The 20,657-nt window shown below is 65.5% G+C and carries 15 protein-coding genes and 2 tRNA genes; 9 read left to right on the forward strand and 8 right to left on the reverse strand.

All coding sequences use genetic code 11. The features are described 5' to 3' along the window. Positions 1–40: 40 nt before the first annotated feature. The 5 genes from ILT43_RS02415 to lon all read right to left on the reverse strand — a co-directional run bounded on the left by ILT43_RS02415 (position 41) and on the right by lon (position 6,016). Positions 41–1,633, reverse strand: a complete 1,593-nt coding sequence (locus tag ILT43_RS02415; protein WP_204193876.1) for a hypothetical protein — start codon at positions 1,631–1,633, stop codon at positions 41–43. Positions 1,634–1,839: 206 nt separating this feature from the next. After that, a complete protein-coding gene (locus tag ILT43_RS02420; protein WP_204193877.1) occupies positions 1,840–2,790 on the reverse strand; it encodes an NADP-dependent oxidoreductase in 951 nt (316 codons plus the stop codon). Positions 2,791–3,033: 243 nt separating this feature from the next. Then, positions 3,034–3,108: transfer RNA gene (locus ILT43_RS02425), tRNA-Val, on the reverse strand. A gap of 74 nt (positions 3,109–3,182) precedes the next feature. Continuing rightward, the gene (locus ILT43_RS02430; RefSeq protein WP_318293467.1) at positions 3,183–3,473 is read right to left on the reverse strand and encodes an HU family DNA-binding protein; all 291 of its coding nucleotides are present in this window, start codon (positions 3,471–3,473) and stop codon (positions 3,183–3,185) included. A gap of 146 nt (positions 3,474–3,619) precedes the next feature. After that, positions 3,620–6,016, reverse strand: coding sequence for an endopeptidase La (gene lon, locus ILT43_RS02435; RefSeq protein WP_204193879.1), 2,397 nt, complete (start codon positions 6,014–6,016; stop codon positions 3,620–3,622). A 119-nt stretch (positions 6,017–6,135) separates the two neighbouring features. Between lon and ILT43_RS02440 the strand changes: the two genes are divergently transcribed. Both ILT43_RS02440 and ILT43_RS02445 read left to right on the forward strand, forming a co-directional pair. Continuing rightward, on the forward strand, positions 6,136–7,839 hold the full coding sequence (locus ILT43_RS02440; RefSeq protein WP_204193881.1) for a M1 family metallopeptidase: 1,704 nt from the start codon (positions 6,136–6,138) through the stop codon (positions 7,837–7,839). Next, a complete protein-coding gene (locus tag ILT43_RS02445; RefSeq protein WP_204193883.1) occupies positions 7,815–8,072 on the forward strand; it encodes a hypothetical protein in 258 nt (85 codons plus the stop codon). The genes ILT43_RS02440 and ILT43_RS02445 overlap by 25 nt, the downstream gene beginning before the upstream one ends. Positions 8,073–8,325: 253 nt before the next feature. Here the strand turns inward: ILT43_RS02445 and pncB are convergent, their stop codons facing one another. Continuing rightward, positions 8,326–9,630 (reverse strand): nicotinate phosphoribosyltransferase, encoded by a 1,305-nt coding sequence (gene pncB, locus ILT43_RS02450; protein WP_211534346.1) that lies wholly within the window; start codon positions 9,628–9,630, stop codon positions 8,326–8,328. 329 nt (positions 9,631–9,959) lie between these two features. Continuing rightward, positions 9,960–11,159 carry a multidrug effflux MFS transporter gene (locus tag ILT43_RS02455; RefSeq protein ID WP_239473988.1) on the reverse strand — a complete coding sequence of 400 codons (1,200 nt, stop codon included), beginning with the start codon at positions 11,157–11,159 and terminating at the stop codon, positions 9,960–9,962. A 184-nt stretch (positions 11,160–11,343) separates the two neighbouring features. Between ILT43_RS02455 and ILT43_RS02460 the strand changes: the two genes are divergently transcribed. After that, positions 11,344–11,811 carry a hypothetical protein gene (locus ILT43_RS02460; RefSeq protein ID WP_204193889.1) on the forward strand — a complete coding sequence of 156 codons (468 nt, stop codon included), beginning with the start codon at positions 11,344–11,346 and terminating at the stop codon, positions 11,809–11,811. Positions 11,812–12,905: 1,094 nt separating this feature from the next. On the opposite strand, the gene mutL is transcribed toward ILT43_RS02460, so the two are convergent. Further along, positions 12,906–14,657 (reverse strand): DNA mismatch repair endonuclease MutL, encoded by a 1,752-nt coding sequence (mutL, locus tag ILT43_RS02465; RefSeq protein ID WP_204193891.1) that lies wholly within the window; start codon positions 14,655–14,657, stop codon positions 12,906–12,908. Positions 14,658–14,817: 160 nt separating this feature from the next. On the opposite strand from mutL, the gene ILT43_RS02470 reads away from it, so the two are divergent. The 6 genes from ILT43_RS02470 (at position 14,818) to ILT43_RS02495 (ending at position 20,653) form a co-directional block, all read left to right on the forward strand. Next, on the forward strand, positions 14,818–15,858 hold the full coding sequence (locus ILT43_RS02470; protein WP_055848136.1) for a rod shape-determining protein: 1,041 nt from the start codon (positions 14,818–14,820) through the stop codon (positions 15,856–15,858). A gap of 23 nt (positions 15,859–15,881) precedes the next feature. After that, a complete protein-coding gene (locus ILT43_RS02475; protein ID WP_204193893.1) occupies positions 15,882–16,760 on the forward strand; it encodes a rod shape-determining protein MreC in 879 nt (292 codons plus the stop codon). Then, positions 16,757–17,296 carry a rod shape-determining protein MreD gene (gene mreD / locus ILT43_RS02480; RefSeq protein ID WP_204193895.1) on the forward strand — a complete coding sequence of 180 codons (540 nt, stop codon included), beginning with the start codon at positions 16,757–16,759 and terminating at the stop codon, positions 17,294–17,296. Before ILT43_RS02475 ends, mreD begins: the two co-directional genes overlap by 4 nt. Then, positions 17,293–19,368, forward strand: a complete 2,076-nt coding sequence (gene mrdA, locus ILT43_RS02485) for a penicillin-binding protein 2 (RefSeq protein ID WP_204193897.1) — start codon at positions 17,293–17,295, stop codon at positions 19,366–19,368. The genes mreD and mrdA overlap by 4 nt, the downstream gene beginning before the upstream one ends. After that, the gene (gene rodA, locus ILT43_RS02490) at positions 19,365–20,474 is read left to right on the forward strand and encodes a rod shape-determining protein RodA (protein ID WP_204193899.1); all 1,110 of its coding nucleotides are present in this window, start codon (positions 19,365–19,367) and stop codon (positions 20,472–20,474) included. Before mrdA ends, rodA begins: the two co-directional genes overlap by 4 nt. Before the next feature lie 103 nt (positions 20,475–20,577). Beyond that, a tRNA-Lys gene (locus tag ILT43_RS02495) sits at positions 20,578–20,653 on the forward strand. Positions 20,654–20,657 lie beyond the last annotated feature (4 nt).

Consider the following 20,657-nt stretch of genomic DNA (forward strand, 5'->3'; position numbering starts at 1 on the left):
CGTGACGGGGCGGCGAACCGATCGCCGCCCCGTCGCTTGATCAGTTCGGCAGGCCGGTGCAGCTGCCGCTGGTCGAGCCGAAGTTCGCGCGGTTGGAATTGCAGGTCCAGCCGCGGAAGCTCGTGTCGTTCGGGCCGCTCACCGCGCCGACGAAGCTCGTCTGCACGAAGAACGACGTGTTGGCCGGATTGAGCGTCGCGGCGTTGAACGGCGTGGCCGTCGTCGCCGCGCCGGCGGGCAGAAAAATGCCCGTCAGCAGGCCGGTGCCGGCCTCGACGTTGTTCGTGCCGGCCGTGAACACGGTACGCTGTTCCGCGATTGTGACCGTCACACCGTTGACCGTGGTTTCGGCATAGGGCGACGCGCCGCCGCAGCTGAACAGCACCGAGTCGAACATCGGCGGGCCGTTATCCTCTAGGCCGGCATTGGCCGGACGGATCGTCGACTTGCCGCTGGCGTCGATGCCCGCGATGATGTTGAGGCATGCCGCCGGGCTGACAACGATACCATTCACGAAGCGCGCATCGGCGCCGCCGCGAATACGGATCGCGGCATTGGTCGCGGTCGAGCTCTGCACGAAGGTGAAGTTCGCCAGGTTGTAACGCTGCCGCGGCAATGCGTCTTCGTTGCCGTTCGAGTCGATTTCGGTGGAGTAGTTATCGGTCTGCGTGTTGGTCGGCTTCTGCACGGCGAGCAGGAACTGGACCTGACCCTGCCAGCCCACATCGGTATCCAGGCCGTCGTCGTCCGACCCGGTCAGTGCCAGATAGCGCAGGTTGGTACGGCCGCCGAAGATCTCGATGCCGTCGTCCGACGAATTGTGAATCTGGATGTGGTCCAGCGTCGTGCCCGAGCCGGTGCCGCCCAGCGTCAGGCCCTGAAGCTCGTTGTTCGGGCTGATGATCGTGCCCGAATAGCGGATCTGGACATAACGCATCGTACCAGAGCTGTCGTTCGCGATGGCACCGCCGTAGAGTGCGGTGTTGGTGCCCTCGACGACGTTCTCGCAGCTTGCGGTGCCACCGGCGACGGCCGCGTTGCAGTTCGAGATCGGCGCGCGGCCGGCCAGAATGACTCCGCCCCACAGGCCCTGGCTCTCGTCGGTGACGCCACCTGTCAGGTTCTGCTGCGCAGTGAAGATGATCGGCTGGCTTTCCGTACCCTCGGCGTTGATGCGCGAGCCGCGGTTGACGATGAGATAGTCGTTATCGGCATTCGTGGTGTTGGCGTACAGCAGTACACCCGGGTCGATCGACAGCACGGCCGACCGGCCACCGGGGGCAGTGCCCGCGCCGCCGACATCGACGCCGACGTTCACCGCGCCGCTGATTTCGTAAGCGACGCCGGCCAGCTTCTGCAGCCGCAGGTCGCTGGTGATGCTGGAGGGGAGACGGCAGCCACGATAATTGCCGACCACGCCGGCATCGTTGGTACCCGCCGGGCACGACGCCGCCGGCGTACCGGGTGCGGGCGTCGGCGTGGCGGTGGGCGCGGGAGTCGGAGCCGGTGTCGTGGGGACGACGATCACGCCTTCGCCGGGCGAAGCGACGCTGTCCGCGCCGTCGCAGGAAGCGAGCAGCATGCAGGCGGTGCCCGCCAAGAGGATGCGGGTCGTGCGCGCGAAATGGGCCATTGGTCTGATTGCTCCCGGTCGATGTCTGGCAGGCGTGTTCGCCTTCGGATCGACCAAGGTCCCCCCTGTCGATCTCATCGCTGCGACTAGGGGAGTTCGATGACGGTAAAATGCCGTTTCGGCGTCGGTTGCGTGACTCGCAGGTTTCGGTTTTGTGACGGCGCCCCAGATCGGGACGGAGCGATCCGCCCCGTCCCACTGATGAATCAATCCAGCGTCAGCACGATCTTGCCCCGATCGTGCCCGGTCTCCTGCCGGTGCTGCGCGGCGGCGACGTCCGCCAGCGGGAAGGTGGCGGCCACTGTCACAGACACGCTGCCCGACTCGATCAGGTCGGCGACTTCGCCGAGCTGCGCGGCATTGGGATCGACCACCCAGCGCGGGACGGCGCGGACCTTGTGGCGGGCGGCCTCGTCCGGATCGGGGCTGTCGAGCGTCGAGACCAACATTCCGCCTTCGCGCAACACGCCCCACGAGCGCGCCCGCGTCTCGCCGCCGATCAGGTCGAAGACGAGGTCGACATCGGACAGCTGCTCTTCGAAAGGCTGGACGCGATAGTCGATCGCCCGATCGGCACCGAGATCCCGGACATAGTCCAGATCACGTTCGGAGCAGGTGGCGTACACCGTCGCACCCCGCGCCTTGGCTAACTGGATCGCAAGATGCCCGACGCCGCCGGCGCCACCGTGGATAAGAACGGACTGCCCGGCCTGGAGTCCGCCATGATCGAACATACCCTGCCACGCAGTAAGGGCGGCGAGCGGTACCGCAGCCGCCTGCACGAAGTCGAGCGACGTCGGCATCGCCACCATCTCCACCGCGCGCACGACGACATATTCCGCCTGCGCGCCGCGATCGAAGCCGAGATAGGCGAAAACGGGATCGCCTTGGCGGAGCATGTAGTGCGCGCGGGTCCCGACCGCCTCGATCGTGCCCGCCAGATCGCGGCCCATCGTGATCGGCAGCGCGTCCTGCTTCAGCCGATCGAACTTGCCCGTCCGCATCTTGCGGTCGACCGGGTTGATGCTGGCCGCGCGCACGCGGACCAGCACCTCGTCGTCGAGCGGCTGCGGGATCGGCACCTGCTCCAGCGTCAGGACCTCAGCGTCTCCGAACCGCGGCAGGCGGACGGCGGTCATCGTGGTCGGCAGCGTCATCGGCGGGACTCCTGAGATACCGCCGAAGAACGAGTTGGACCGTGAGTTCGCTCCGACCTCGAAGCGCCTGCGAATCAAATCCTCCCCGTTTACGGGGAGGTGGCACGCCCAGGGCGTGACGGAGGGGCGGCCACACGCGTTTCCGTCTTCGGCTCTTGCCCGGCTCCACGCGGGCCGATGGAAACTGCTCAACGACCAAAACCAAAAAGCCCGCCGCTTCCTGCTGGAAACGACGGGCCGTATTGGTGGGCGCGACAGGGATTGAACCTGTGACCCCACCCGTGTGAAGGGTGTGCTCTACCGCTGAGCTACGCGCCCGATCCCGCGGTCCTCAGGACCCCGAGAAAAACCGGAGCCGCGCGTCTATCCACCGACGCGCGACCTGTCCAGTGTCAGTTGACCGAATCCTTCAGGATCTTGCCGGCCTTGAACTTGGGCTGGGTGGACGCCTTGATCGTCATCGGCTCGCCGGTGCGCGGATTGCGACCGGTAGAGGCTTTGCGCTTGGAAACCGAGAAGGTGCCGAAACCGACCAGCCGGACCTCGTCGCCCTTTTTCAGGCTCGCCGAGATCGCATCGAATACGGCTTCGACCGCCCGCACCGCATCCGCGCGATTCAGCCCCGATGTATCGGCGACCGTCGCGATCAGCTCCTGCTTGTTCATCCTTTGAAATCCCCCGATTCGACTCGATACTTGACGCCCCGGTGGATCACCGGCGCGGAGGCGTCACTAAGGCGGCGCGACCCGCCGGTGTCAACCACCGCAGCGGCTAAGCTGCGGTGGTTGGACGTTTAACGCAGTCGTGACCGGATGCTATCGCGTCACCTTCAGTGATGACGCTCCACCCCCGCCGGCGCGATCGCCGGCGGCGGCAATGCCGCAAGCTCATCGGCATCGGTCCAGTCGATCGCCTCCAGCGGCTCGGTCAGCGCCAGCTTCAGCACCTCGTCGACATGACTGACCGGGATGATCGTCAGCCCTTCCTTCACATTGGCGGGGATGTCGGCGAGGTCCTTCTCGTTCTCCTGCGGGATCAGCACCGTGGTGATGCCGCCGCGCAGCGCCGCGAGCAGCTTCTCCTTCAGCCCGCCGATCGGCAGCACGCGACCGCGCAGCGTCACCTCGCCGGTCATCGCGACCTCGCGCCGCACCGGCACGCCGGTCAACGTCGAGACCAGCGAGGTGACGAGGCCGATGCCCGCCGACGGACCATCCTTCGGCACCGCGCCCTCGGGCAAATGGACGTGAACGTCCTTGCGGTGGAACACCGAGGGCTTGATGCCATAGCTGGGCGCACGCGCCTTGACGAAGCTCCACGCCGCCTCGACCGATTCCTTCATGACGTCGCCGAGCTTGCCGGTGGTCTTCACCGCCCCCTTGCCGCCGACCGTCACGCTCTCGATCGTCAGCAACTCGCCGCCGACCTCGGTCCATGCCAGCCCGGTGACCGCACCGATCTGATGCTCCGTTTCCGACAGGCCGTAGCGGTACTTCAGCGTGCCTGCGAACTCGTGCAGGTTGTCGCGGTCGATTGTGACGCTCGTCGCCTTGCCCTCGAGAATGCGGCGCAGCGCCTTGCGGCACAGCTTCGCGATCTCGCGCTCCAGCGTACGGACGCCGGCTTCGCGCGTGTAATGCTGGATCAGCGCGCGCAGGCCGTCCTGCGTCAGCGTAAACTCGCCCGGCTTCAGCCCGTGCGCTTCTACCTGCTTGGCGACCAGATGCCGCTCGGCGATCTCGACCTTTTCGTCCTCGGTATAGCCTTCCAGCCGGATGATCTCCATCCGGTCGAGCAGCGGCTGCGGCAGATTCAGCGTGTTCGCGGTGCAGACGAACATCACGTCCGACAGATCGATGTCGATCTCCAGATAATGATCCTGGAACTTGCCGTTCTGCTCGGGGTCGAGCACCTCCAACAGCGCCGACGCGGGATCGCCGCGGAAATCCTGACCCAGCTTGTCGATCTCGTCGAGCAGGAACAGCGGGTTGGCCGCACCGGCCTTTTTCAGGTTGGTGACGATCTTGCCCGGCAGCGAGCCGATATAAGTGCGGCGGTGGCCACGGATCTCGGCCTCGTCCCGCACGCCGCCCAGCGACTGGCGGATGAACTCGCGCCCCGTCGCCTTGGCGATCGACTTGCCGAGCGAGGTCTTGCCGACGCCGGGCGGTCCGACGAGGCACAGGATCGGCCCCTTCAGCTTGTTGGTGCGCGCCTGCACGCCGAGATACTCGACGATCCGGTCCTTCACCTTTTCCAGCGCATAGTGATCCTCGTCGAGGACCGCCTGCGCCGCCGCGATGTCGCGCTTGATCTTCGACTTCTTGCCCCAGGGCAGGCCGAGCAGCACGTCGAGATAGTTGCGCACCACCGTCGCCTCGGCGCTCATCGGCGCCATCGTCTTCAGCTTCTTCAGCTCGGCAGTCGCCTTGGTCCGCGCCTCCTTGGACAGCTTCAGCGTCGCGATCTTCTGGGTCAGTTCGGCGATCTCGTCGCCGTCGCTCTCGTCGTCGCTGTTGCCCAACTCGCGCTGAATCGCCTTCAACTGCTCGTTGAGGTAATATTCGCGCTGGGATTTCTCCATCTGGCGCTTCACGCGGCTCTTGATCTTCTTCTCGACCTGAAGAACGCCGAGTTCGCCTTCCATCAGCGCAAACGCCATCTCCAGCCGCTTTGCCGGATCGATCTCGACCAGCAGCGCCTGCTTGTCGGCCACCTTGACCGCGATGTTCGCGGCGACGGCGTCGGCAAGACGCGCGGCCTCGTCGATCTCTGCCAGCTGCACCGCGGTTTCCGCCGGCAGCTTCTTGTTGAGCTTGGCGTAGTTTTCGAACTGGTCGACGACCGAGCGCATCAGCGCCGACACCTCGGTACCCTCAACCGCGACGTCATCGATCATCGCGACCGTCGCGGCGAGATAGCCGTCAGCTTCCACCAGTTCGCCAAGGCGCGCGCGCTGCTTGCCCTCGACCAGCACGCGGACCGTGCCATCGGGCAGCTTCAGCAGCTGCAGCACGGTGGCGGTGACGCCCATCTCGTACAGGCTGTCGCGCTGCGGATCGTCCTCGGCCGGGTCGAGCTGCGCGACGAGGAAGATCTCCTTGTCGGCAGCCATCGCCGCTTCCAGCGCCGCGACGGATTTGTCGCGACCGACGAACAGCGGGACGATCATGTGCGGGAAGACGACGATATCGCGCAGCGGCAGCACGGGGAAAGTCTGGGTCATGCAAGCTCCGGTCGGGCACCGTACGTGGTGCCCCGTTTCACCGACTATATGGTGATCGTTCCGATTCCATCAATCGTGCCTCTTGCGTCACGGCGTGAACCCGGCAACCATCGTATACCATGATAGCTTCCATTCTCGCACTCGCTGCCGCGCTCCAATCGGCTGCCACTCCCCCCGCCAAGGGCACTCCCCCGATCACGGAGCAGACGCAGAAGTCCGGGGGCATGCGGCCGGCCGAGCAGCTGGCGGTGACGTTCGATTCGGCCGACCTCCAGTTCGAGGTGCTGCCGGAGACGTACAGCCTGAACGGTATCGCCACCCTAGGCTTCACCGCCAAGTCGCCGGTGTCGCGCCTGCTGATCGACCTCGACAAGAACCTGCCGGTCACCGCCGTGTCGATCGACGGCACCGCCTTGAACGCGGGGTCGTGGTCGAACCCCGACGGGCAACTCGTCATCCGCCTGCCCCGCCGCCTCGCCAAGGGGCAGCGTGTGTCCGCGAAGATCACGTACGGCGGCGTGCCGCATGTCGCCGTCAACGCGCCGTGGGACGACGGCGTCGTCTGGTCGAAGACACCGGAGGGCAAGACGTGGTTCGCGACCACCGCGGAGGGTTATGGCTGCGACCTGTTCTGGCCGTGCATGGATTTCCCGGAGGGCGAGCCGACCGTCGTCACGTTGCACATCACCGTCCCAAAGGGGCTGAAGGCGCCATCGAACGGCAAGCTGATCGGCATGGATACGCTGCCGGACGGCCGCACCCGCTGGAACTGGCGGGCCAAGCGCACCAACACCTATGCGATCGCGCTGAACGTCGGGCCGTATGAGGAGATCAGCGGCACCTACAAGAGCCGCTTCGGCAACACGATCCCGATGTATTACTGGTATCTACCGGGCGAGAAGGCGCAGGCCGAGAAGCTGTTTGCGGAGTTCGCGCCGACACTCGACTTCTTCGAGGCGCTGGTCGGCCCCTACCCCTTCGGCGACGAAAAGGTCGGCGTGGTCGAAACCCCGCACAAGGGCATGGAGCACCAGACGATCAACGCCTACGGCAACGGCTATGCCAAGGCGATCGAGGGGTTCGACTGGCTGTTCCAACATGAATTCACGCACGAATGGTTCGCCAACCAACTGACCGCCGCGAATTGGGACGACTACTGGCTGCACGAGGGATACGGCGCGTACATGCAGCCGGCGTACGGCCGCTGGCGCGAGGGCGAGGCGCGCTATGCGGCGATGATGCAGTCGCAGCGCGGCACGATCATGAACAAGGTCCCGATCGTCCGCGGCAAGATCATCTCCGAGGAGGAGGTGTACGAGGCCTCGAAGGGCGGGCCGGGTCAGGACATCTACGTCAAGGGGTCGTGGATGCTCCACACCCTGCGCAACCTGATCGGCGACACGGCCTTCTGGGATGTGACGCGACTGGCGGTCTATGGCCGCGCCGATCCGAAGCCCGGCAATTTCGAACCGCGCTTCGGTTCCACCAAGGAATATGAGGGCTTCGTCCGTCAGGTGACCGGCAAGGATTATGGCTGGTTCTTCGACGTGTATCTGCGTCAGGCGGCGCTGCCCGAGTTGGTCGAGACGCGCAGCGGGAACAAGCTGGCGCTGTCGTGGAAGGTGCCGGACGGCGGCGCGTTCCCGATGCCGGTCGAGGTGCAGGTCGGCGATCGCATCGAGAAGCTGGCGATGACCGGAGGGCGTGGCACGCTGGAAGTGCCGGCCGACGCGCATGTGGTGATCGATCCCTGGGCTCGCGTGTTGAAGCGTTCGACCGCCGTCGAGGAGCTACAGGCATGGAACGCCAGCCGGAAGAAGTGACGAACACCCAACTCGGCATCCGCCGCGCCGCAGAAATGGCGGCGGTGTTCATGATCGGCGACGGGCTGCTGGGCATGCTCCAGCCGAGTCGTCACGTCGATCTCTGGCGATCGGACGTGGCGGCTGTCGATATTCTGGTGAAGCCCTTCGGCGGCAGGCCGGGGCGGCGGCGGGCGTACGGGTTGCTTCAGCTTGTGGCCGGCGTCGCCCTGGCTTCCCGCCTCTCACGCTGAACGACAAAAAAGAGGCCGCCCCGGTCACCCGGGGCGGCCTCGAGATGCTGCGAGGGTGTCGTCGCTCAGGGGCAGGACACGCAGGCGCCGATGACGGCGGCCAGCGGGATGAGAGCGAAGACAAGGGGAAAAAGCTGCTTCATGACGCACCTGATGGTGAGAGGTCTTGCCCGACATAATGCAGGTCAGCGGCAAAGGTTGCGCTGCGGTGAACGACGAACCTACGCCCGATGTACCGATCCGGGACGCCCGCTCAGACGCGGACCGTTGCATCCTCCCGCCCCTCATGTCCGAAAATCCGCAGATAACGGGCGATCTCGTCGGGCGGACCGCTCGCCTTGGCGGGATTGTCCGAGAGCTTCACTGCCGGTCGGCCGTTCGCCGCGACCACCTTCGCCACCAGCGAGATCGGCGCGAGCGCGTCGCCACCGCCGCTGTCGCAGCCGCGAAAGTCGTTGGTCAGGTTCGTACCCCACCCGAAACTGGTCCGCACCCGCCCGTGGAAATGGCGGTAGACGCGCTCGATCGACTCCACATCCATCCCGTCGGAGAAGATGAGCAACTTCTCGCGCGGGTCGCGACCATGCGCGGTCCACCAATCGATGATCGCCTCCCCCGCCGCGATCGGCGGCGCGCTGTCGGGGCGGAAGCCCGTCCAGTCCGCTACCCAATCGGGGGCATCGCGCAGGAACGCCGCGGTCCCGAACGCGTCGGGCAACACCACCAGCAGATTGCCACGGTAATGCCGCTGCCACTCCTCCAGCACCCGATAGGGCGCGCTCGCAATCGCGGCATCGTCATCGGCCAGCGCGGCGAGCACCATCGGCAGCTCGTGCGCGTTGGTCCCGATCGCCTCCAGCCCGGCATCCATCGCCAGCAACACGTTGGAGGTGCCGATGAAGCGCTCGCCCAGCCCCTCCTGCAGCGCCTCGACGCACCAGCGTTGCCACAGAAAACCATGCCGGCGTCGTGTGCCGAAGTCGGACAGGACGAGGTCGGGCAAGGCGGCCAGCCGCTCCACCTTGTCCCACAGCCGCGCCTTGGCCCGCGCGTAGATCACGTCGAGTTCGAACCGCCCCCGTCCCTTCAACGCCGCGCGCGACCGTAGCTCGTTGACGATCGGCAGCGCCGGCACCTCCCACATCGTCGTGTGCGTCCACGGGCCGGCGAAGCGGAGTTCGAACTGGCCGTCGACCGTCCGCAGCTCGTAATCCGGTAACCGGAACTCCGCGAGCCACGCGATGAAGTCGGGCGCGAACATCCGTGCCTCGCCATAGAAGCTGTTGCCGGCCAGCCAGATCAGCTCGCGCTTGTCGAACCGCAACGTGCGGGCGTGATCGAGCTGCGCCCGCAACTCGCCCTCGTCGATGATGTCGGCCAGCCGCACGGACCGTGTGCGGTTGATCAGCGTGAACGTGGCGTCGACGGTCGGATGCGCGTTACGGATCATCTGCAGCATCAGCAGCTTGTAGAAATCCGTATCGAGCAGGCTGCGTACGATGGGATCGAGCCGCCAGCCGTGGTTCCACATCCGCGTGGCAATGTCCGTCACCGGCATGAGGCGCCCTGCCCACTCGTCATCGTAACGCCCCCTTGCATCGGAACGCTACGATCAGCATCGCCGACCGTTCCGTCTCGCCCCGGTCGACACCCTAACCCTATGGGAAACTTCATAAACTATGTTGGACTTTGCGTCGGTGCGGGGAAATCATCCGGCGCGGTCGCGTTCGACGACGAACTGCACCGCATCCGAGAGGTCCCCGATGAGCCAGCCCGCCCCGCCCGATCGCCGTTATCTGCGCATGGTTATCGGCGGTATCATCGCCCTCGTCGCGCTCATCATCGTCATCAGCACCGCACACTATTGGGCGACCTTCAACTAAGCCGCTACTCCGCCGCCATCCGCGCCCGGAACAGCTGACCGCGCTCGATCAGCAGCACCACGACGAGCACGGCCAGTCCGATGCCGAGATACCCGATCGCCAGCGGCATCGTCGTGCCATTATACGCCTGTCCGATGATCGAGCCGACCACGACCGCGCCGATGCTGGTGATGAAGCCCTGCACCGACGACGCGCTGCCGGCGATGTGCCCGACCGGCTCCATCGCCATCGCTCCGAAATTCGATCCGCACAGGCCGATGCACGTCATGCTCAACGCCTGGAACAGGATGTAGCTGACGAGCGACTCGTGCCCGCTGGCGATCACCGCGATGTGGACGATCGACAGCCCGATCAGGGCGAACACGCCCGCTTGCGAGATCAACCGCGTCCCCAGCCGCTCCACCAGCCGGCTGTTGGCGAAGCTCGCACATCCCATCGCGAACGCGCACAGCGCAAACAGCAGGGTAAACCGCTCGCCCGCGCCGAACTCGTCGACGAAGATCTGCTGGGCGGACGACACGAACGCGATGATCCCGCCGAACGTCAGCGATGCGGCGAAGGCGTAGCCGACCGAATAGCGGTCGGTCAGTGTCGTGCGGTACGCGTTGCCGAGCGACGCCAGCGAGATCGCCCGCCGCCGCGCCACCGGCAGCGTCTCCGGCAGGCGCAACGCACTCCACGCCAGCACGAACGCCGCGAATGCGCCGAGCGCGTAGAAGATGAAGCGCCACGGCCCGAACGCGAGCAGGCCCTGACCCAAGGTCGGCGCGAGGATCGGCACGAGAAAGAAGATCATCTGCGCCAGCGACAGCGTCCGCGCCATCTGTCGGCCGGAGAATTTGTCGCGCACGATCGCCACTGCCAGCACGCGGGTCGATGCGGACATCAGCCCCTGCAACATGCGTGCACCCAGCAGCGCTGCGAAGGTCGCCGACCCCGCCGCGAAGATGCTCGCCGCGACGAAGCCTGCCAGCGTGACGATCAGGATAGGCTTGCGCCCGAACCGGTCGGCGAGCGGCCCATAGACCAACTGGCCGGTCCCGAACCCGAGCATATAGGCGGTGACGATCCACTGCCGATGATTGGCGGTCGCGATCGCAAGGTCGTGGCCGATCTGCGACATGGCGGGCAGCATCAGGTCAACGCCCAGCGCATTCACCGCCATCACCGCCGCAACGAAGGCGACGAACTCCTTGGGGTGCATGTCGGTTCTGGGCGGGTCCGCGGCAGGCGTGCCGGTTTCCGGCGATTGTTCGGTCATCCCGGCCGCTTAGCGCGGGATCGACAAGGAGGCCACGAGTTCAGCAGGCCACCTCGCTTGACTTTGTAGACGCGCACGTATTTTATACGTGAAACTTCAATTAAGGTATTTGAGAGGTGGAGGTCACATGTTGATGGCGATAGCGATTGCCAATTTCCTTCTCGCGCAACATCCGACCACGCCCTTGTGGCTCAAGGAACTCGAACCTCTTTGGCGCGCCACGACTTCGGGGCATCGGGTGAGCAACGCAGAAGTATCCGCAGACGGTCAAGCTAATCTGGGGGATTTACATCGCCGGATTCTGCTCTCAGATCAAGGTAGCCGTTCTGATGTACTGACGGAGTCATACATCAGAAAGTCATTTCCTAAATCTGCGTATAAAGGCTCCAAACTGCACATCCAATGTATTCCTTCGCTTTGTGAGATTGCCTCCTTATACAAAGCAGAAAGACGAAGCACCGATCTGTTTATAAAAGATTACAACTCTTTTTTATCAAAAATATGCACCAGCTTAAAGGGAAGATGTACGATCGCGGTCAACGACTCGAATTCAAGCCGATTAGGCTCTATACTATTGTCCTATGTTAGCTATTGATTTCTCTAACTTGAGGTTATTGACTTGAGATATTTAGTAACTTTGGCTATCGCCGTTTCAGCGCCCGCATTGGCTGTGCAACAGCGCGCGCCCTGCTTTGAGTGCAGGACCGGAGATCAACCAGATCTATGCATTGTAGTCGGAGTGCAACCTCAGAGCATCAGGGGCTATAAATATTGTGATACAATCGATGTTCGGAAGCCCGGCGAGCCGATTTTTACCCCTGGCCAAGCAAATCCCCGCCGATACTGGTGCGTGAAAACCTCCCAGTGCGATACTAGGCGACTAAGCGCGACAACCGGAGTTGCCGACGAGCTTTGCCATTACGAAAACTCCTCGCCCAAAGTCGGATGATCTTTGTGAAGGTTGCAACGGTAGGGTTATGCACCTTGATTATATTGCAAGTTATGCTTCACAGGCAAGGCCCAACCACCGAGAAACCGCTTTCTTCCGAGCCGATTACAGTGTTACGTGGAGATTTCGATGTCAGTCCGCGACATTCGACCCCACCCACTACCCCCTTACCCTTATCCGGGCAAGGGCACTACGGAGCCATCCCAGTCGAGAATCAAGGCAATCTACTTGAGGGAATACTTCCAAAAAAGGCAGTGTCTGACTTTCCAAACGACCCGAGTTTGCTCCATCGCAATTTCAGAGCTCAGCAACGAGATCTAAATTGGGCGCCTCAGGCAGAAAAAACGCTTAAACTTTACTCGGTCAAAACGCCCTATCTCGACAAATCGATAGAGACTCGCGTAATCTGCGCTACAACTATTTGCGAGTTTGCAGGAGTAATCGATAGCACAGCATCCATCTCAAATATGAATGTTGCTTTGAGCTACCTCCAATCTGCTGAGTCGATCCGCTTTGCAGAAACTAACGGGTTTGATCCACACGGCTACTCTGTAGCCTTTGGATCATCGCCATCTCGACCATCGTCAGTCACATTCGTTCGCTATTTCGTGAAGAAGTAAAACATGATTGATCCCAATAGATTGTCGGGTCGATCACAGCGATGATGAGATGATGAAAGCGCATTTGCTGTTAAACGTCGTTCCAGTCTGAAGGCGAGCATCATTTGCTTGATATGCTAGTCACCGCCCGAACAGCTTCTCCACGTCGCTCATCTGCAACTTCACCCAGGTCGGTCGGCCATGATTGCACTGGCCGGAATGCGGCGTGGCCTCCATCTCCCTCAGAAGCGCGTTCATCTCCATCACCGACAGTACCCGTCCTGCCCGAACCGATCCGTGGCAGGCCATCGTCCCCGCCACCGCATCGAGTCGTTCGCGCAGCGACAGCGCTTCGTCGAATGCGGCGAGTTCGTCGGCGAGATCGGTGACCAGTCCGCGAGGATCGGATTGGCCCAGCAGCGCCGGCGTCGCGCGGACCAGCATCGCGCGAGTGCCGAACCGCTCCAGCTCCAGCCCGAACTCCGCCAATTCATCCGCCCGCGCCTCCAGCCGATCGCAGGCGGGCTCGTCCAGCTCCACCACCTCCGGCAGCAGCAGCGCCTGCGCCGCGACCCGACCGCCGGCCAGCGCCGCGCGCATGCGTTCCAGTACCAGCCGCTCATGCGCGGCATGCTGATCGACGATGACGAGGCCGTCCTCCGCCTCCGCGACGACATAGGTCCGCGCCACCTGTCCCCGCGCCACCCCCAGCGGGTGTGCGATCGTCGCGGGGGGCGCAGCGTGCGCGGGTTCGGCCCGTGCCTGGGGCGGCGGGGCGTTGAAGTAGCCGGGGCGGCGATCGAACAGGGTCGTCGCGACGGGCGCAGGCTCCGACCAGTGCGGCACCGCCGCGACCGGTTCCGGCTGCCACCGCGTCAGCGCGTCCGCGGCCGGGCGCTGCACGCTGCGATGACCGGCATCGTCCAGCGCGCGGCGCAAACCCGACACGATCAACCCCCGCACCAGCGCCGGATCGCGGAACCGCACCTCCGTCTTCGCCGGGTGCACGTTCACGTCGACCTGCTCGCCCGGCAGGTCGAGGAACAGCGCGACGACGGCATGGCGGTCGCGCGGCATCATCTCCGCATAGGCCCCGCGGATCGCCCCGATCAGCAGCCGGTCCTTCACCGGACGGCCGTTGACGAACAGATACTGGTGGTCGGCCACCCCGCGATGGAAGGTCGGCAGACCGGCGACACCGCCCAGCACCACCTCCTCGCGCACCCAGTCGATCGCGACGGCGTTCTCCGCCAGCGCCCGGTCGGTCAGCGCCGCGACCCGCGCCGGCCGGTCCTGCCCCGGCGGCACCGACAGCACGCGCCGGCCGTCATGCTCCACCGACACCCCGACATCGGGCCGCGCCATCGCCAGCCGCCGCACCGCATCGAGGCAGGCGGCATACTCGCTGCGCGGACTGCGCAGGAACTTGCGCCGGGCGGGCACGCGCGCGAACAGGTCCTCGACCAGGATGCGCGTACCGGGCGGCAGCGCAGCCGGCCCCTCGTCGACCACCTCCCCGTTGTCGACCACGCGTCGCCAGCCGTCCGCACCCGCCGGCCGGCTCTCCAGCGTCAGCCGCGCGACGCTCGCGATCGAGGGCAATGCCTCGCCGCGAAAGCCCAGCGTCGACACCGCCTCGATCGCCTCGTCCGGCAGCTTCGACGTGCAATGCCGCTCCAGCGCCAGCGCCATGTCGTCCGGGTTCATGCCGCAGCCGTCGTCCGCGACCTCGATCCGGGTCAGCCCGCCTTCGGAAAGGTTGATGGCGATCCGAGTCGCCCCCGCGTCGATCGCGTTCTCGACCAGTTCCTTCAACGCGCTGGCGGGCCTTTCCACCACTTCACCGGCAGCGATACGATTGACCAGATGCGTGGGGAGACGCCGTATTGACATGGGGCCGGCACTTAGACCAAGCGCAGGCATCCCGCGACCCCGCACGATGTGAGAAACCGCCGCTTACTTTTGTCGGGGCGGGTTTCGGGGGATGCCGACGCGATTGCCCGACGACCCGAAACTTTCCGACCCCAGCGGCCGGCCTGACACGGAACCCTTCATGAATCCCTTCCGCTTCTTCAAGTTCATGTCGCAGGATATGGCCATCGACCTCGGCACCGCGAACACGGTGGTGTATGTCCGCGGCCGCGGCATCGTGCTGAACGAGCCGTCGGTGGTCGCGGTGGAGACGCTGAACGGCGTCCGTCGCGTCAAGGCGGTCGGCGACGACGCCAAGCTGATGATGGGCAAGACCCCCGGCACGATCGAGGCGATCCGCCCCCTGCGCGATGGCGTCATTGCCGACATCGATGTCGCCGAGGAGATGATCAAGCACTTCATCCGCAAGGTGCACGGCCCCCGGAAGTTTGCGCGCTGGCCGGAGATCGTGATCTGCGTGCCGTCGGGATCGACCAAGGTCGAACGCCGCGCGATCCGCGACGCCGCCTCGAATGCCGGTGCCAGCCAGGTGTTCTTGATCGAGGAGCCGATGGCCGCCGCGATCGGTGCCGACATGCCGGTGACGGAGCCGATCGGATCGATGGTCGTCGATATCGGCGGCGGCACGACCGAAGTCGCGGTGCTGTCGCTGCGCGGGCTCGCCTACACCACGTCGGTCCGCGTCGGCGGCGACAAGATGGATGAAGCGATCGTCAGCTACGTTCGCCGCAACCACAATCTGCTGATCGGCGAGGCCACGGCCGAGCGTATCAAGCAGGAGGTCGGCTGCGCGAAGCCGCCCGCCGACGGCATCGGGGCGGTCATCTACATCAAGGGGCGCGATCTGGTGAACGGCGTGCCCAAGGAGATCCAGATCAATCAGGGCCAGATCGCCGAGGCATTGTCGGAGCCGGTGGCGACGATCGTCGAGGGCGTCCGCGTTGCGCTGGAGAATACTGCGCCCGAACTCGCCGCCGACATCGTCGATCAGGGCATCGTCCTGACCGGCGGCGGTGCGCTGTTGCAGGGTCTGGACGAGGTGCTGCGCGACGAAACCGGCCTGCCGGTGATGGTCGCCGAAGACCCGCTGACCTGCGTCGCGCTCGGCACCGGTCGCGCGCTGGAGGATCCGATGTTCCGCGGCGTCCTCCAGAACGGCTGACCTCCAGGGAAGGAGGCCGGCGCATGGCGCCCGTCCACGACCGCAGGGCCGGATTTTCAAGGCGGCGGCAATACAGCATGTTCATCGGCTACGTTCTGGCCGTGGCCGGAGCGGTGGTGGGTGGCGTGTTGCTGGTCGCCAGCCGCTTCGACCCGCCACTGTTCGCCGGCATGCGCATGGCCGCGGCGGGCGTGACCGCGCCGGTGTCCTCCGGGCTGTCGGCGATCGGCCGCGGTCTTGCGGTGGTCCCGGAGACGATCAACGGCTGGATCTTCGCCCATCAGGAGAATGCCGCGATGAAGCGCGAGCTGGCGGTCACCCGGCCACTGCTGTCTCGCGCCCGCGTCATCGCCTATGACAACCGCCGGCTGCGGACGCTGCTCGCCCTGCGCGATCGCGACGAACAGGTCGTCGTCACCAGCCGGCTCGTCAGTTCCTCCGCGTCCAGCGGGCGGCGGTTCGCGCTGCTGAACGCCGGGCGGTTGAACGGTGTTCTGCCGGGCATGCCGGTGCGTGGGCCGGAGGGGCTGATCGGTCGCATCACGGAGACGGGGCTCAACGCCGCCCGCGTGCTGCTGCTGTCCGACCCCGACAGCATCGTCCCCGTTCGCCGCACGCGCGACGGCCTGCCCGCGATCGTCGCCGGGCGCGGCGACGGCGCGGTCGATCTGCGCTCCGTCAACGCCACCAACGTGCGCTTCTCCCCCGGCGACCTGTTCGTGACCAGCGGCACCGGCGGGCTCTACGCACCCGGCATCCCCGTCGCGCGCGTCGTCAAGGGCGGGTCCGACACCGTCATCGCCCGCACCTTCGCGCAACCCGACAGCTTCGACTTCGCCCTCGTCAGTCGTGTGTTCGTGCCGTTGCCACCTCCGCCGCCCACACCGGCCGCCGCGCCTTGAGCACGATCGAGTACAACCCCTTCGCGCCACCGCTGGCACCGGGGCGCGCGCGTGCCCTGCCGTGGATGACGGTGATGGCCGGATCGCTGACGACGGCGGTGCCGGTGATCGCGACCTTCCCGATCCTGCCGCCACTGGGGCTGCTGATGCTCGTCACGTGGCGGCTGCTGGCGCGGTTCGCCTTGCGTCCGTGGGCCGCGGCGCCGCTCGGCGCGTTCGACGACCTGCTCAGCGGACAGCCGCTGGGGTCGGCGGTGCTGCTTTGGTCGCTCGTCTTCCTCGGCGTCGACCTGATCGAGCGACGACTGGTCTATCGTGACTTCTGGCAGGACTGGCTGATCGCGTCGGCGGCGATTATTCTGTGCCTCGCCGGCGGGCGCATCCTGGCGGTGCCGATGGGCGCGCAGGTCGACGGCGCGATGGCAGCGCAGGGCGTCGCGACGATCCTGCTGTTCCCGGTCGCCGCGCGGCTGGTGGCGTGGATCGATCGCAAACGCGGCATGAACTCCGGCCTGCCGACCGGGGACACCGCATGAGGCGCAACCCGAAGATCGTCACCGAAGCGATGCAGTCCTACAGCTTTTCGCGTCGCGCTTGGCTGCTCGGCGCTGCGCAGGCCGGCGTCGGCGTGATGCTGGCGGGACGGATGGCCTGGCTCTCCGTCGCCCAGAACGAACATTACAGCATCCTGTCGGAAAAGAACCGCGTCGACTCGACCCTGATTCCGCCTCGCCGCGGCTGGATCGTCGATCGCAACGGCGTGCCGATCGCCAACAACCGCACCGACTTCCGCGTCGACATCATTCCCGACCGACTGCGCGACGAGGACCGCGTGCTGGTGCTGCTCCAGCAGCTGCTCCGCCTGACGCCGGAGGACATGGCCCGCGTGAGGATCGATCTCGATCGCGCCGCGGGGTTCCAGCCCGTGCAGGTCGCCGAGCGGCTGGACTGGGATCGATTCGCGGCCGTCAGCGTGCGTCTGCCCGAACTGCCCGGCGTCCAGCCCAGCCGTGCCTTCGCCCGCCACTATCCGGCGGGTGCCGCCGTGGCGCATCTGACCGGCTATGTCGGCGTACCCAACGCCGAACAGTTCAAGGCTACGCGAGACGGCTTGCTCGTGACGCCGGGCTTTAAACTCGGTAAGGACGGCCTTGAAAAGGCTTTGGAAAGTCGCCTGCGCGGCAAGCCCGGTGCGAAGCGGGTGGAAGTCACGGCCCGCGGCAAACTGGTTGCCGAACTCGCGACCAAGCCCGACGTACCCGGCAAGACCGCCAAGCTGACAATAGACGCCGGGCTTCAGGAATATGCCGCACGTCGACTCGGCACCAATTCCGGCTCTGCGGTGGTGATCGATTGCCGCACGGGCGAGATGCTGTGCATGGTGTCGGTGCCCGCTTATGATCCCAACAGCTTCTCGGACGGGATCAGCCATTTGGAATGGCAGATGCTGTCGGAAGATGACCACGTTCCCCTGATGAACAAGGTCACGCAGGGCCTCTATCCACCTGGATCGACCGTGAAGCCGATGAACGCGCTGGCGCTGCTCGATGCCGGGGTGGCCGCCGATCAGCGGATCAATTGCACCGGCGCGATGCGCGTCGGCACGGGCGTATTTCACTGCCACAAGCGCGGCGGCCATGGCCCGCTCGACATGAAGGGCGCGGTCGCCCAGTCCTGCGACATCTACTTCTACGAGATGGTCCGGCGGCTCGGCTACGACCGGATTGCCCCGGTCGCGCGCACCGTCGGGCTGGGGGAAAAATTCGAACTGCCCTTCACCACGCAACGCTTCGGCACCGTGCCCGATTCGGCGTGGAAGCTACGAAAATACAAGGACGAATGGCGCGTCGCGGACTCGCTAAACGCGTCGATTGGCCAAGGCTACGTCCTCGCGAACCCCCTCCAGCTCGCGGTGATGGCAGCGCGCCTCGCGTCCGGTCGCGCGCTCCAGCCGAGCATCCTCGCCGATCGGGTCCACCGCGACGCGCCCGCCCTGCCGTACCAGTCGGAACATCTGCAACTGGTGCGGGAAGCGATGTGGGGCGTCGTCAATGGCGGCGGCACCGGCGGCGCGGCACGGCTGCTGATCCCCGGCGTCCAGATCGCTGCCAAGACGGGTACTGCGCAGGTCCGGCGCATTACGATGGCCGAGCGCCGGTCGGGCGTGCTCAAGAACGGACAACTTCCGTTCAAGCTGCGCGACCACGCGCTGTTCGTCTGCTTCGCGCCCGCCGACAATCCGCGCTATGCCGCTGGCGTGGTGCTCGAACATAACGGCCACACCGTGCGCAACCTGGATACGCCGCTGATCGGCCGCGACATCATGACTTATCTGCTCGATCGCGAGCGCGCGCTCGCCAGCCTCGCCGAGGTCGAACCGACGTGGGGTGGCGACATCGCCACGCGCATGGCGGCGACCGAGGCGGCGTACCGCGCCGCCCGCAACCCGCCTCCCGCCGCCGCCGCGACCAAGACCGACGCGGTCGTCCCCAGCGACGCGCCCGCGGTGGAGCGCGCGACCGACCTCGCCAACCAGACCCAGGCTGCGCTCGCGACCAACACGGTCGCCGAGGAAGGCTCCACCGAAGGCACGGAGCGCGACGAATGAGCGGCCGCACCGTCCCGGAGGGCCTCGCCCGCCTGCCCTGGAAGGTCATCCTGCTGGTGATCGCGATCGGCGTGTTCGGACAGGTCGTGCTGTACTCGGCCGCCGGTGGCTCGTTCAGCCCCTGGGCCAAGTCACAAGGGTTGCGGTTCTTCGTCCTGCTCGCCGGCGCCGTCGCGATCTCGCGCGTGCCGGAGCGCGCGTGGAAGGCTGGCGCGTTGCCCGCCTATGCACTGATCCTGATCGCGCTGGTGCTGGTCGAACTGCTCGGCGCGATCAAGGGCGGCAGCCAGCGCTGGCTGGATCTGGGTTTCATCCGCCTGCAACCGTCGGAGTTCATGAAGCCGGCGATCGTCCTCGCCTGCGCCAAATTCTACGACATGCTGCCCGCGGGCGAAACCCGCCGCTTCTCCGCGATCTGGCCCGCAGCGCTGCTGATCGGCCTGCCCGCCGCGTTCGTCATGAAGCAGCCCGATCTCGGCACCGGCCTGATGATCTGCGCGGGCGGTGCGACGGTGATGTTCCTCGCCGGCATCCCGCTCCGCCTGTTCGTCGGCGGCGCCCTCGCCGCGGCGGTGGCGATCCCGCTGGCGATCAATTTCGTCCTGCACGATTACCAGCGCAATCGCATCCTGATCTTCCTCGATCCGGAAAGCGATCCGCTTGGGACCGGCTATCACATCAGCCAGTCGAAGATCGCGATCGGGTCGGGCGGTATCTGGGGCAAGGGATTCCTCAACGGAACTCAGAGCCACCTCGACTATCTCCCTGAAGGTCATACGGATTTCGTCTTCGCGACGATGGCGGAGGAGTGGGGTTTGGTAGGTGGCTGCCTGCTGATCCTCGCCTTCCTGCTGGTCATCCGCTGGGGCATTGACGTCGCACAGGCCGCGGAGGGGCGCTTCGCCCGGCTGGCTGCCGCCGGGCTGGCGACGACGATCTTCTTCTACGTCGCCATCAACCTCATGATGGTGATGGGCCTCGCCCCCGTCGTCGGCATTCCCCTGCCGCTGGTAAGCTTCGGCAGCTCGGCGCAGCTGACGGTGCTGCTCAGCCTCGGCATCCTGATGTCGATCGATCGCCAGAATCGCCGCCGCCCGCGTTGGTGAGATTTGGCGCAAACGCAAAAAGGGGGTTGCGCCCCTCGCCCACGCTGCTAACAGCGCGCTTCCCGACGCGGGGCGGCACACTCAGCCACCCGATGAACGGTACGGACGCATAGCTCAGTTGGTAGAGCAGCTGACTCTTAATCAGCGGGTCCTTGGTTCGAGCCCAAGTGCGTCCACCAGATT

The sequence above is a fragment of the Sphingomonas longa genome, assembly GCF_016892685.1.
Taxonomy (GTDB): Bacteria; Pseudomonadota; Alphaproteobacteria; order Sphingomonadales; family Sphingomonadaceae; genus Sphingomonas; species Sphingomonas longa.